Genomic DNA, 13,449 nt, shown 5'->3' on the forward strand with positions numbered 1-13,449 from the left:
TTCTTTTTTATATGTTTTTCCTTAATCCTAATCTTGATGAAAGCAGTCTGAGCTAAGAAAAATAGTCTGTCATGATTACAGCTTGCTGCCGTAGCACAGGTCGCCGGCATCGCCGAATCCCGGCACGATGTATTTGTGCTCGTTCATGCCCGGGTCAACGGCTGCGCACCATATTGTGGTCTTGTCGTCGGGCAGAGTCTTCTTTATGTGGTCTATGCCGTCGGGTGTGGCTATCACGCAGGCTATGTGTATGCGCTTGGGCGTGCCTTTGGTAAGGAAGGCCTTGTAGCCCAGCTCCATCGATCCGCCCGTTGCCAGCATGGGGTCGGCTATGATGAGCGTCTTGCCGTCGATGCTCGGCGTGGCAAGATATTCAACATGTATGCCCACCTCGGTGTGCTCGTTGTCGGTATATTCGCGGTATGCGCTCACAAAGGCGTTTCCGGCATGGTCGAACACGTTGAGGAATCCGTTGTGGAAAGGCAGTCCGGCGCGGAATATCGTGGCAAGGATAATCTTGTCGGCAGGCACGCTGACGCGCGATACGCCCAGGGGCGTGGTTACGTCTTTCGTCTCATATTCGAGCGTCTTGCTTATCTCGTAGGCCATCATCTCGCCCACGCGCGTTATGTTGTTGCGGAACAGCAGGCGGTTCTGCTGATAGTTTACGTCTCTTATCTCTGCCAGATACTGATTGATGATTGAGTTTCCTTTACTAAGGTCTATGATTTCCATAAGTCGTTTTTGAAAGACAAAGATAACGTAAATATGTTGCAATGCAAAAAAAATTCGTATGAAACGATATATTTTTCTTTTTTCATATAACATGATGGCATGTAGCATAAGTATGTTTGTCAATAAGCTTAAATGTTAGTAATACAATAAAGTTTATTATATAATTTTGTTAAAAACATTATTTTGTATTAATATATTTCTTGCATGTCGATAAAATTTATATGTTTGCCATATGAAAAGAGTGGAATACGTTATTTTTATGCTTTTTGCTTTTATCATGTTTTCATGTTCTAATGAAGATAATGATACTGAGCGTCATATAATGAAAGACGGTAAGGTTGTTTATACTTATCCTGATGTCAAGTTTTATGGCGATAAGGAATCTTTTCGTGATGCAGTATTGGAAAATAGAGAGCATAATGACAGCGTAAAGGATGATTTGGAATGGCATAAGGATTCACTGTACGGATACAATGGTGAATTGAAATATGATAAATGGGAAAAGGCAAAGTTCGGCTCATGGATAAGCGATTACGGGCTGACACCTGGCGCTGTTTATTTTGTGTCAGCCGTCAAGGTGCTGAAGTATATTCCTGCAACTTATGAAGATTGGGTCGTGACAGGTGAATATTTTACTCATGATGAAGACTCGATAGGTGCTTATGCTGATTACAACAATGGCAAAGTTGGCTTTGTCCTTAATCCGAACATGAGCTACGGATATTATGAGGCCACAACTTTCGTCAAGTGCATATCTTATGACGTAGAAGGAAATACGGTTGGCGTTTATTTTCCGGTAAGTCCAGACAAATTAAAATGGAAGTTCTTTAAAACGAAAGCAATATGGTAACTAAAACGTTTTAAAGTCAGTTGTAAGTATTTTCCTATGATTTATTTACAGATATAACTTCCTGTTTTGTCAAAGTGCTAGCCATGTTTACTCCTGTTTTATATGGTGCTGCGTCTTTTCGTGGTCTCCGTCGTGATATAGAAGTAGCTTGTTTGTTATAATTTAAAGATTTGCGCAAGATGCTAGGTTATAAAGTGTTTTGCAGTCTTTTTGTCTAGAGAAGCGTTTGTTTTTGCAAAGTGCAAATTGCAAAAATACTTCGGGCAGTTTAAATTTTTAATACTTTAACCTAAAAAGACTTTTTATAGGTGTTTTTTATACCCTTCATTGTTGGCTGATAATCGATTTTTTGCTAACTTTGCAGCCGATTTAAGGTAACTATCAGGAACAAATAATTCACTTTTTAATATATTATTAAAATGGCAAAGTTTGATAAGTCAGTTTTAGAAAAGTATGGAATCACAGGTACAACTGAGGTTCTTTACAACCCGTCTTATGAGGTATTGTTTGAGGAAGAGACAAAAGACGGCCTTACGGGTTTTGACAAAGGTCAGGTGACAGAACTCGGTGCAGTAAACGTAATGACAGGTATTTACACCGGACGTTCTCCTAAAGATAAGTTCATCGTAATGGATGAAACTTCAAAGGACACTGTATGGTGGACTTCAGACGAATATAAGAACGACAACAAACCTGCTTCTCAGGAAGCTTGGGCTGCTGTTAAGGAAATAGCAAAGAATGAGCTTTCAAACAAGAAACTCTATGTTATCGACGGTTTCTGCGGTGCCAACAAGGACACACGTATGGCTGTTCGTTTCATCATGGAGGTAGCTTGGCAGGCTCACTTCGTAAAGAACATGTTCATCCGTCCTACTGAGGAGGAGCTTGAGGACTTTGAGCCTGACTTCGTTGTTTACAACGCTTCTAAGGCTAAGGTTGAAAACTACAAGGAGCTCGGTCTGAACTCAGAGACAGCTGTTGTGTTCAACGTAACTTCAAGAGAGCAGGTTATCATCAACACATGGTATGGTGGTGAGATGAAGAAGGGTATGTTCTCTATGATGAACTACTTCCTGCCGCTGAAGGGCATCGCTTCAATGCACTGCTCTGCTAACTGCGACAAGAACGGCGAGAACACAGCTATCTTCTTCGGTCTGTCTGGTACAGGTAAGACAACTCTGTCTACTGACCCGAAACGTCTGCTTATCGGTGACGACGAGCACGGATGGGACGACAACGGCGTGTTCAACTTCGAAGGTGGATGCTACGCTAAGGTTATCAACCTCGACAAGGAGAGCGAGCCCGATATCTACAACGCTATCCGCCGCGACGCTCTGCTCGAGAACGTAACTGTTGACGCTGAGGGCAAGATTGACTTCACAGACAAGAGCACAACTGAGAACACTCGTGTTTCTTATCCTATCTACCACATCGACAACATCGTTAAGCCTGTTTCTCACGCACCGGCTGCTAAGCAGGTAATCTTCCTGTCAGCTGACGCATTCGGCGTACTGCCTCCTGTATCTATCCTGACTCCGGAGCAGACTAAGTACTACTTCCTCTCAGGCTTCACTGCTAAGTTGGCTGGTACAGAGCGTGGTATCACAGAGCCTACTCCTACATTCTCTGCTTGCTTCGGTCAGGCATTCCTCGAGCTGCATCCTACAAAGTATGCTGAGGAGCTGGTTAAGAAGATGGAGAAGAGCGGTGCTAAGGCTTACCTGGTTAACACAGGTTGGAACGGAACTGGCAAGCGTATCTCAATCCGCGACACACGTGGTATCATCGACGCTATCCTCGACGGTTCTATCAACAACGCTCCTACAAAGAAGATACCTATGTTCGACTTCGAGGTTCCGACAGAACTTCCTGGAGTTGATCCTAAGATCCTCGATCCGCGCGACACATACGCTGACGCTGCTGAGTGGGAAGCTAAGGCTAAAGACCTCGCAGGCCGCTTCATCAAGAACTTCGTTAAGTACGAAGGAAATGAGGCTGGTAAGGCTCTCGTAGCTGCAGGTCCGAAACTCTAATTCTGAATAAAATAGATTTAGATATCCTTTTAAGTAGGCGTGCCTTATGGCATGCCTACTTTCTTTTTGTGCCCTGCCGTATGGCCCATGGCGCCCTGCCGTGCAGCGTGCGGTGAGTCTGCCTGACAGCCCCTGATGCCTGTCGGAGGGGTGGGGCAGATGGATAATCCCAAGTCTGCCGTTGTTATTCAGTCTGTATTTTTGCTTAATATTGAGCGGGTCGTAGTTTTCGCCTTTCGCGGTTATGGCGGGCTATGTCATTAAAAACAGACGAAAATGCTTCAATAGAGACAAAAAGACGGCTTGAAGGCATGAATGAACAAAATGGATTAAGCCATATACGATATGATGACGATTTGGGATAATATGAAACAGAAAAGTTTTTCGTATTTACTCGTCACTCATCACGGCGGTATGTTATGCGCTGTATGTCAGACGTTTGCGGTGTGATGAGTTGATGTATTGACTCATCACATCTGCCTCATGGCATCCCGGCGTGATGAGCTGCAGACATGGTTTGCTGTGGCTTATGTTGTTGACAGTCAGTCGGTTATACCATATTGTCGTGGGTGATGAGCCTTTCTTGAAAACATATTGCATTTTACGGCTTTGCAAAAGCATACCTTTTACGTTCCAAAAGGTGCCCTTTCAGCCTGCAAAAGGCCATGTTTCGGCGTGCCGTTTGCCGTCTTTTGCAAAGCAGGCTGTTTTTGTGGTGCCGGCATTAGGCCAGGCCCTTTGTTTCTGCGCATTTTACAGTTGTCAACATTTCATGCCATATCCCCTCTGCCTTATATAAATTATGCGGTTGCGCTTTTATTTTTTTTATCCTGCCGGCACGAAAGAAAAATAAATTCAGTATATTTGTAAAAAAATATCCCGTGCGTGTCATTGTGCGTCTTCCGCCCTTGTATGCCCTGCGGGGATGAGTTTCTTAAATGTTTAACCTAACCATCTTATCTCAAAATTATGAAACCTGCAATGCTGCTAAAAGCTATTATCAGTGTGTTGTTATTCTCGTCTGTAACTGCGGCTCAGGCTCAGACTGCCCGTCCGTTCAAGGGTGCCTGGTATGCCGACGGACTGTATGTCGACATCGACTTCTACGGAAAGAGTATATCTGACCCTAACTCGATGGACGGCGACCCGTGTGCCGGCATAATAAGAATCAAGCCCGATGACACGTCGATGGCGTATACGATTGAAAACCTTAAGATGAGCGGCAACAGGGCCACGGCCACAGCCTACTTTGCTGAGAAAGACTCTAGGCTCAGCTTCGAGTATATGGCAGACGGCAGTTTGAAGATGACCAGCAGCGACGGCTTCTCGTATGTGGACGACGAACTGAAGAAACTGCCGCAGAATTCGTATGTCCTGCACAGGGCGTCGCCGTTCAACGGTGAATGGAAACTGGCAAAGGGCGACGGCACGCTGCGCATAAACCTCTACTACAAGAGCATGTATGAGGAAAACGCCGAAGGCGGAAGCGAGATGTGCTACGGAACTATTTATGTTGCATACGGCAACGGAATGAAGGTGGACAACAGCCTGATAAGGGCCCGCAAGATAGAGGGCAACAAGGCTGTGATTGAGTATGTAGGCGGACGCGACGGCAACACTTACCGTGCCGTGCTCGTTTATAACCCGTCAACACGCCAGATTACGGTCAAGTCGCCCGTGTCTGTCGGTGCCTCTGGCGGAATTAAGGAGAGCTTTGTGGTAGACGGCATGGTGTTCACGCGCCGCTGATGCCGCTGCGTGATAGTCTTTTTGTCCCTTTCAGGGCGGTATGTGCGCCCGGCCTGCATGCGTGTGCATGTGTGGCCGGGCGCGGCTTTTGTCATGTCCTGCCGCAGGCTTTTAGCTCCCGTGCAGGCTGCCGCCGCCCGGTTTCCGTCCGTGCATGCTGCGGCGTGCGGGGGCATATTCCGTGGCCGTTCGGGCCGTTTTAGGTGGTCGGCTGTCGTGCGGCAGCCTGTTTGCGTTGACGAAAAACAAGTGTTTTGATTTAAGTCAAAAAAACAGCTTTTTGATGCAAAAAACAAAGTAAAACGCTTGTGTGTTCGCACACAATGCGCTATCTTTGCTTCGTGTTCGTGAGAATACGTTTTCATAGGTTAGTAGTTTGATAGATTTAAGGTAAAGATTATGTTATTAGATTTTTAATTAAGTGATGTTGGTCTTAAATTTTGTTGATGACCAAAATGTACATCATTAATTTGATTAACACCAACATCAGTTAAGGTTTTGTGAGGTCGGCGTGAGTGATTCATACCGGCCTCTTTTTTATAAAAACTTTAAAAAAACTTATATATGTATATAAAAAGTCCAATTTATTAATAATTTAGACAATAAAGTATTTAAAATCAGGCTTTATTTAAGGAATTCTGATTAAATTTGCAGCTAAAAATAGAAAATATTCAGCGAATGAAACGTATTATCCAGTGTTTGGCAATACTGTTCTCCGGGACATTTTTACTGGCTTCATGCCTTAGTGACGACAACGACAACAATTTTGTATATTATGACGACACCGCCATAACGTCATTTTCTTTAGGTACGGTCAATCAGTATCTTCACACTCTGTCATCCGAAGGAGAGGACAGCGTCTACAAGGTAGAGATTACCGGCAGCAACTACAAATTCTACATCGACCAGCTTAAACGCGAGATTTACAACCCCGACTCTCTGCCCGCAGGCACTGATGCCGCGCACGTGATATGCAACGTGGGAAGCAAGAACTCGGGCATCGTGGTGATAAAGAATGTAGACAGCGACACCCTGTCGTATTACAGCAGCTCTGACTCTGTAGACTTCACACAGCCGCGCGAGTTCAGAGTATATTCGGTAGGCGGAGCATACTATCGTGCCTACAAGGTCAGCGTGAACGTCCATAAGGAAGATCCCGACTCATTCCGCTGGAACGCTCTGCCCGTGGAGCCGCGCTTTACGGCCATGAGCGGCATGAAGGCCGTTACGCTCAACGGCAAGGTGATGCTGTTCGGAAGCAACGGAACGGCAACTACAGCTCTGACAACTGATGCGGCAGGCACATGGACCGCCCTGACTGCGGCAACTCAGCTCGACGCCGACGCTTACAAGAGCGTTATCGTGAAGGACAACATGCTGTATACGCTCAGCAACGGCACCGTGATGACATCTGCCGACGGAACGGCCTGGACAGCAGTGGCAGCCGCTGATATCAGACAGCTCCTTGGCGCAGGCACAAGCAAGATATATGCCATGGATGCGGCAGGCAGACCCGTAAGCTCTGCCGACAACGGTGCCACATGGACAGCCGACAACATAGTAGGCGACGAGGCAAAGTTGCCCGTGCACAATGCCGGACTTGCCACCTTCGCGCTTAACACAGACAAAAGCTCAGAGCGCATAATAATAGCCGGCAATCCTGCCGACGACGCCTTTACGGCAGACTCTGTGGCTTTCGTGTGGAGCAAGATAGAGGAGTATGCCCCAGGTTCGGAGCAGCACTCATGGATAGAATGCAACGAAGAGAACAACTATCAGCTGCCGCGTCTGTCTGACCTCAAGATGACACGCTACGGCGACGTGCTCATAGCCATGGGCGGAACAGCGCTCGGCACATGCAAGGAAAAAGCATTCGGAAAGATATATGTAAGCCAGGACAACGGACTGACATGGCATACAGACGACAGCTATGTTATGCCCGAGGGCTTCACCAACGGAACGAGCAACACGTTTGCCATAACGGTTGACGACGAAAACTGCCTTTGGATAATATGCGGCGGCAACGGACAGGTGTGGCGCGGAAGGCTCAACAAGCTGGGATGGGCCGACAACCAGACCTCGTTCACAAAATAACAAAATAACCGTATAATAACAGTTCACCACCCGTAAATGAGAAAAATCCTGCTTTGCATCATTGTCTCGGCGCTGTCGCTTTGTGCAATGGCACAAGACGACAACGAATATAAGATGGAGATTGGTGTGGGCGCAGGCATGGTGGCATACGAGGGCGACTTCAACGGCAACGTGACCAAGAACATGCAGCCCATGGCGTCGCTCATTCTCAGACGTGTAATCAATCCGTACATGGGCCTTAAGCTCGACCTCTCATATGGAAAGCTGAAGGGCAGCTCGGCCGGGCTTGAGACATGGTATCCCGAGTATTCCGACAATCCGGTTGAATTCAGCAACACGCTCATCGACCTCGGAATAACTTATGAATACAACTTCTGGCCTTATGGCACGGGCCGTGAGTACAGAGGAGCCAAGCGCCTCACTCCGTTCATATTCCTCGGACTTGGCGCAACATACGTAAAGGCAGACGCCGACAACGTGTTTACGGCAAACCTTCCGCTCGGCCTGGGCGTGAAATATAAAATAGGGTCGCGGCTGAACCTTGGCCTTGAGTGGGCTGTCCACTTCTCGCTCAGCGACAAGCTCGACGGCGTGGCAGACCCTTACTGCATCAAGAGTTCGGGACTTTTCAAAAATACTGACTGCTATTCGGCTCTGAAGCTGACATTAACCTACAGCTTCATGCCTAAATGTATAACATGTAATAAAGATGACTGAGACTAAGATTGACATGAACCGTATACCGCAGCACATTGCCATCATCATGGACGGCAACGGCAGATGGGCAACTGAGCGCGGCAAGAAGCGCAGCTACGGCCATCAGGCCGGTGTTGAGTCGGTTAGGAAAATCACGTCAGAGTGTGTGAAGCTCGGCGTGAAGTATCTGACGCTTTACACCTTCTCAACCGAAAACTGGAACCGCCCCGCCGATGAGGTGGCCGCACTTATGGGCCTTGTGCTCACGGCTCTTGAGGACGAGATATTCATGAAGAACAATGTGCGCTTCCGCGTTATCGGTGATGTCGACAGGCTTCCGCTACAGGTCAGGGAGAAGCTGGACGAGACAATGGAGCACACCAAGGACAACAGTGCCATGACGATGGTGGTGGCTCTCAGCTACTCTTCAAAGTGGGAGATAACCAACGCCGTAAAGAACATAGCCGCCGAGGTTAAGGACGGACGTCTCGCAATCGACGCAATCGACGAGAATGTCGTGGCAGACCACATGCAGACACGCTTCATGCCCGACCCCGACCTGCTGATACGCACGGGCGGAGAGGTGCGCATATCCAACTATCTGCTCTGGCAGATAGCCTATTCGGAGCTTTATTTCTGCGACACTTACTGGCCCGACTTCGACGAGCAGAGCCTGCATGAGGCCATTGCAAGCTATCAGAAGCGCCAAAGACGCTTCGGCAAGACCGAGGAACAAGTTGAAAACGATAATTAATATTCAAGACAACAGACATATAAGATGAACAGAATAATAGGATGCTTGACACTGCTCGCTGCATTGCTTTTCAGCATTGGGGCTGTAGCGCAGGAAAAGATTGTTAATCCTGAAATCTCTTATGCGGGCACTCCGCGTTCCGGTGTTATCGGCGGAATCGCTGTGTCAGGCGTGGAAGGTTACGAAGATTATATGCTTACGGGTATTTCGGGCCTTACCGTCGGCCAGAAAATAGAGCTTCCGGGTCAGGAGATTACAGAGGCAGTGAAGCGCTATTGGAAGCACGGACTGTTTTCAAACGTGCAGATTGCGGCCGACTCTATTGTAGGCGACAAGATATATCTGCACTTCTATCTGGCTCTGCGCCCGCGTGTGTCAACTATTAATTATATAGGTGTGAAGAAGTCTGAACGTGAGGACCTTGAGACAAAGCTCGGACTTCTTAAGGGCAACCAGATTACGCCTAACATGATAGACCGTGCTGAGCTGCTGGCCAAAAACTATTTCGACGACAAGGGTTATAAGAATGCTGAGATAAACATACGCCAGCGCGACGACGTAACGGCTAAGAATCAGGTGATACTTGACGTCGAGATTGACAAGAAGGAGAAGATGAAGGTGCGCCAGATTATCATTGAGGGCAACAAGAACCTGAGCGACTCTAAGATTAAGGGCGGACTGTTCACAAAGGGTGCCTTCACCAAGACACACGAGGCCGGCAAGCTGTCGACATTCCTTAAATCGAAGAAATATACCCCCGAACGATATAAGACTGATAAGCAGAACCTTATAGACAAGTATAACGAACTTGGCTATCGCGATGCCACCATCGTTGAAGACAGCGTATGGAACGTTGACGACAAGCATGTCAGCATTTATCTGAAGGTGGACGAAGGAAAGAAATATTATATAAGAAACATAACATGGGTGGGCAACACCGTGTTCTCAACCGACTATCTGAGCCGTCTGCTCGGCATGAAGAAGGGTGATGTGTATAACCAGAAATTCATGCACAAGCGACTCTCTGAAGACGACGACGCTGTGGGCAATGAGTACTGGAACAACGGTTATCTGTTCTACAATCTGCAGCCTACCGAGGTGAACATCGTTGGCGACTCAATCGACCTTGAGATGCGTATCATGGAGGGCAACCAGGCCCACATCAGCCGTGTGCGCATCAACGGTAACACCCGTGTGTATGAAAACGTTGTGCGCCGTGAGCTGAGAACAAAGCCGGGCGACCTTTTCTCGAAGGAGGCCTTGATGCGTTCAGCACGTGAAATGGCGTCTATGGGACACTTCGACCCTGAGCAGATCAATCCGGATGTAAGACCTAACTATGAAGACGGAACCGTTGACATCAACTGGGATCTTGTTCAGAAGTCTAACGACCAGGTTGAGTTCTCGCTCGGTTGGGGACAGACCGGTGTCATCGGACGTATCGGCTTGAAGCTCAACAACTTCTCAATGGCCAACCTCTTCAACAAGAATAAGGAGCACCGCGGCATATTGCCCGTCGGCGACGGTGAGGTGCTTTCTATCGGAGCGCAGACCAACGGTACGTATTATCAGTCGTACAACGCATCTTACTCAACCAACTGGTTCGGCGGAAAGCGTCCTATACAGTTCACCGTCGGAGCTTACTTCTCTAAGCAGACCGACGTGTCGAGCAACTATTACAACAGCGCCTACATGAATAATTATTATAACTACCTTTACGGTTACGGAAACAGTTACAATAATTATTATGAAAACTTCTACGACCCCGACAAGTATGTCAAGCTGCTCGGTGTGTCAGTGGGATGGGGTAAGCGTCTGCGCTGGCCTGACGACTACTTCCAGTTGTCTGTCGAGCTGGCCTACCAGCGCTATATGCTGAAGAACTGGCAGTACTTTATCGTTACCAACGGTAACTGTAACAACCTTAACCTGGGCATCACCCTGTCGCGTGTATCTACCGACAACCAGCTCTTCCCGCGCCGCGGTTCAGAGTTCATGGCATCGCTCACAATCACTCCGCCTTGGTCAGCGTTCGATCATAAGGACTACAAGAACCTTGCCGTCAATCCGGAGTCGCCGACATACACAGCCGAGCAGCAGGAGAAATACCGCTGGGTTGAGTATCACAAGTGGAAGTTCCGCGCCAAGACATATACCGCACTTACCAACGGACAGAAGTGTTTCGTGCTCATGACCCGCGTAGAGTTCGGTCTGCTCGGTTCTTACAACAAGTATAAGAAGTCGCCTTTCGAAACCTATTATATGGGTGGTGACGGTATGAGCGGCTACTCAACAGGTTATGCCGAAGAAACTATCGGCTTGCGCGGATACGACAACGGTAGCCTCACTCCTTACGGATATGAGGGCTATGCCTACGACCGCTTCACTCTTGAGCTTCGTTATCCGTTCCTGCTCGGCAACACCACAATCTATGGTCTTGGATTCCTTGAGGCAGGTAACGCATGGAACGACACCAAGGACTTCAACCCGTTCGACATGAAGCGTTCAGCCGGTATCGGTGTCCGCATCTTCTTGCCGATGGTAGGTCTTATGGGTATCGACTGGGCTTACGGCTTCGACAAGGTGTTCGGCACACGCGGCGGCTCACAGTTCCACTTCATCCTCGGACAGGAGTTCTAATGGCTTAGATGCCGAATGTCAAGATAAAGAGAGTTAATAAATTGGCCGTCAGGACATATAGGCGTATCTGTCACGTCGGTTTTGTCAGTTTAATTTATAATAAGGAGAAAAAGTATGAAGAAGATATTGATGATGTTTGCCATGCTGGCCGTTGCATTTACGGCCAGTGCGCAGAAGTTTGCTCTTGTCGACATGGAGTATATCCTGAAGAACATCCCTGCCTATGAGCGTGCCAACGAGCAGCTCACCCAGGTGGCCAAGAAGTGGCAGGCAGAGGTGGACGCCCTCAACACAGAGGCTCAGACCATGTACAAGAACTATCAGAACGAGGTGGTGTTCCTCTCTCAGGAGCAGAAGAAGGAGCGCCAGGAGGCCATAATGAACAAGGAGAAGGAGGCTAGCGAGCTTAAGCGCAAGTATTTCGGACCGGAGGGCGAGCTCTTCAAGAAGCGCACCAGTCTGATGACTCCGATTCAGGAGGAAATCTACAACGCGGTGAAAGACATTGCCGACCTGCGTGGATATTCGCTCATACTCGACCGTGCGTCAGACACAAGCATCATTTTCGGCTCGCCGAAGATAGACATAAGCAACGAAGTGTTGTCGAAGTTGGGCTATTCTAACTAATGTCTTGTGTTTGAACAAGATATGGCCGGCGCCTGAAATTAAAATAAAAGCGCATTTCACACTCTTTTATTTTGTAGTTCTCGCTGCTTGCATTATCTTTGCAGACAAATAATAAACATTTAAATATAAAAATTGCAATTAAGAAATGAAAAAACTAGTTTTAATGTTGTTGCTGTGCGCACCTCTGACATTGTTTGCCCAGAACGCTAAGTTCGGACATGTTGACGCACAGGCTATCATGCAGAGCCTTCCCGAATTCATCAAGGCCCGCGGCGAGCTTGAAGCTCAGTCTAAGCAGTATGAGAATGATATGAAGGCCATGCAGGACGAAATTCAGAAAAAGTCTGACGAGTATGACCGTACAAAGAGCACAATGAACGAGACAAAGCGTCAGGAGACAGAGGCTTCACTGCAGCAGCTGTTCCAGAAATATCAGCAGGCTCTGCAGGACAACCAGCAGGCTCTGCAGAAAGCTCAGCAGGAGAAGATGCAGCCTATCATGACCAAGATAATGACTGCCATAAAGAATGTAGGCAAGAACGGCGGATATGTTTACATCATGGACGTATCGGGCGGCATACCTTACATCAGCGACACTCTGAGCAAGGATGTTACGGCAGATGTGAAAGCTGAAATGAATAAACTGAAATAATTAAACACTATAACGAGCGCTGCTTTCCATCAGGGAGGCGGCGCTTTTGACTTTTTAACTATGCCTCTATGAAGAAACTTATTCTTTTTTTGTTGTTGCTCCTGCCGGCTGCCATGGCCGACGCACAGGTTAAGTTTGGTTATTTAAGCTATAGCGAGGCTATCAAGGCCATGCCCGGCTATGCCGACATGCAGAAGAGTCTGGCTGAGCTTAAGCGTCAGTATGCCAACGAGACAAAGCGCTCTGAAGAAGAGTTCAACCAGAAATATGAGGCGTTTCTTGAGGGTCAGAAAGACTTTGCGCCTTCAATTCTGAAGAAAAGACAATATGAGTTGCAGGAGCTTCTCAACAACAGCGTGTCTTTCAAGAAAGAAGCTGCCCGCCTGCTCGAGCAGGCCGAGGCCGACATGTATGCGCCTCTGAAGAAGCGTCTTAACGAAATATTGCGTCAGGTTGGCCGCGAGCGCGGATATGCCTTTATCCTCAACACCGACAACGACGCCGTGCCGTATATCGACACTACGAGCGGTGAGGACATAAGCTCGCTGGTGCGCAACATGTTTACATATTTGGAGAAATAGCAGCATGCCGGCTCAGGCCGTGCATGCCGTACAGTTAT

12 protein-coding genes are annotated in these 13,449 nt (G+C 47.8%); 10 read left to right on the top strand and 2 right to left on the bottom strand.

Annotated elements, in window-relative coordinates:
• Positions 1-75: 75 nt before the first annotated feature.
• Entirely contained in the window at positions 76-735 is a 660-nt protein-coding gene (gene upp / locus ACU52_RS10245; protein WP_053398709.1) for a uracil phosphoribosyltransferase, read from the bottom strand.
• A 322-nt stretch (positions 736-1,057) separates the two neighbouring features.
• Here upp and ACU52_RS10250 point away from each other — a divergent pair, with 322 nt between their 5' ends.
• On the top strand, positions 1,058-1,585 hold the full coding sequence (locus ACU52_RS10250; protein ID WP_147630840.1) for a hypothetical protein: 528 nt from the start codon (positions 1,058-1,060) through the stop codon (positions 1,583-1,585).
• A gap of 419 nt (positions 1,586-2,004) precedes the next feature.
• Positions 2,005-3,618 carry a phosphoenolpyruvate carboxykinase (ATP) gene (gene pckA / locus ACU52_RS10255; RefSeq protein WP_053398711.1) on the top strand — a complete coding sequence of 538 codons (1,614 nt, stop codon included), beginning with the start codon at positions 2,005-2,007 and terminating at the stop codon, positions 3,616-3,618.
• Between the two features lie 417 nt (positions 3,619-4,035).
• On the opposite strand, the gene ACU52_RS10260 is transcribed toward pckA, so the two are convergent.
• Positions 4,036-4,239, bottom strand: a complete 204-nt coding sequence (locus ACU52_RS10260) for a hypothetical protein (RefSeq protein WP_053398712.1) — start codon at positions 4,237-4,239, stop codon at positions 4,036-4,038.
• Positions 4,240-4,587: 348 nt separating this feature from the next.
• Here ACU52_RS10260 and ACU52_RS10265 point away from each other — a divergent pair, with 348 nt between their 5' ends.
• From ACU52_RS10265 to ACU52_RS10300, 8 genes are all read left to right on the top strand, one after another.
• Positions 4,588-5,367 (top strand): hypothetical protein, encoded by a 780-nt coding sequence (locus ACU52_RS10265; protein ID WP_053398713.1) that lies wholly within the window; start codon positions 4,588-4,590, stop codon positions 5,365-5,367.
• 678 nt (positions 5,368-6,045) lie between these two features.
• On the top strand, positions 6,046-7,461 hold the full coding sequence (locus tag ACU52_RS10270; RefSeq protein WP_053398714.1) for a BamI family beta-barrel-assembly machinery protein: 1,416 nt from the start codon (positions 6,046-6,048) through the stop codon (positions 7,459-7,461).
• A gap of 36 nt (positions 7,462-7,497) precedes the next feature.
• Positions 7,498-8,178, top strand: a complete 681-nt coding sequence (gene porG / locus ACU52_RS10275) for a type IX secretion system protein PorG (RefSeq protein WP_021853548.1) — start codon at positions 7,498-7,500, stop codon at positions 8,176-8,178.
• Complete coding sequence (locus ACU52_RS10280) at positions 8,171-8,911, top strand: isoprenyl transferase (RefSeq protein ID WP_021853547.1); 741 nt, start codon at positions 8,171-8,173, stop codon at positions 8,909-8,911. The genes porG and ACU52_RS10280 overlap by 8 nt, the downstream gene beginning before the upstream one ends.
• Before the next feature lie 24 nt (positions 8,912-8,935).
• Positions 8,936-11,551, top strand: a complete 2,616-nt coding sequence (locus ACU52_RS10285; RefSeq protein WP_021853546.1) for a BamA/OMP85 family outer membrane protein — start codon at positions 8,936-8,938, stop codon at positions 11,549-11,551.
• A 114-nt stretch (positions 11,552-11,665) separates the two neighbouring features.
• Positions 11,666-12,178, top strand: a complete 513-nt coding sequence (locus ACU52_RS10290) for an OmpH/Skp family outer membrane protein (protein ID WP_021853545.1) — start codon at positions 11,666-11,668, stop codon at positions 12,176-12,178.
• 145 nt (positions 12,179-12,323) lie between these two features.
• Positions 12,324-12,830 (top strand): OmpH/Skp family outer membrane protein, encoded by a 507-nt coding sequence (locus tag ACU52_RS10295; protein WP_021853544.1) that lies wholly within the window; start codon positions 12,324-12,326, stop codon positions 12,828-12,830.
• A gap of 68 nt (positions 12,831-12,898) precedes the next feature.
• Positions 12,899-13,411 carry an OmpH/Skp family outer membrane protein gene (locus tag ACU52_RS10300; RefSeq protein ID WP_021853543.1) on the top strand — a complete coding sequence of 171 codons (513 nt, stop codon included), beginning with the start codon at positions 12,899-12,901 and terminating at the stop codon, positions 13,409-13,411.
• Positions 13,412-13,449: the final 38 nt, after the last annotated feature.

Origin of the sequence: Xylanibacter rarus (genome assembly GCF_001275135.1) — a bacterium.
Classification (GTDB): Bacteria; Bacteroidota; Bacteroidia; order Bacteroidales; family Bacteroidaceae; genus Prevotella; species Prevotella rara.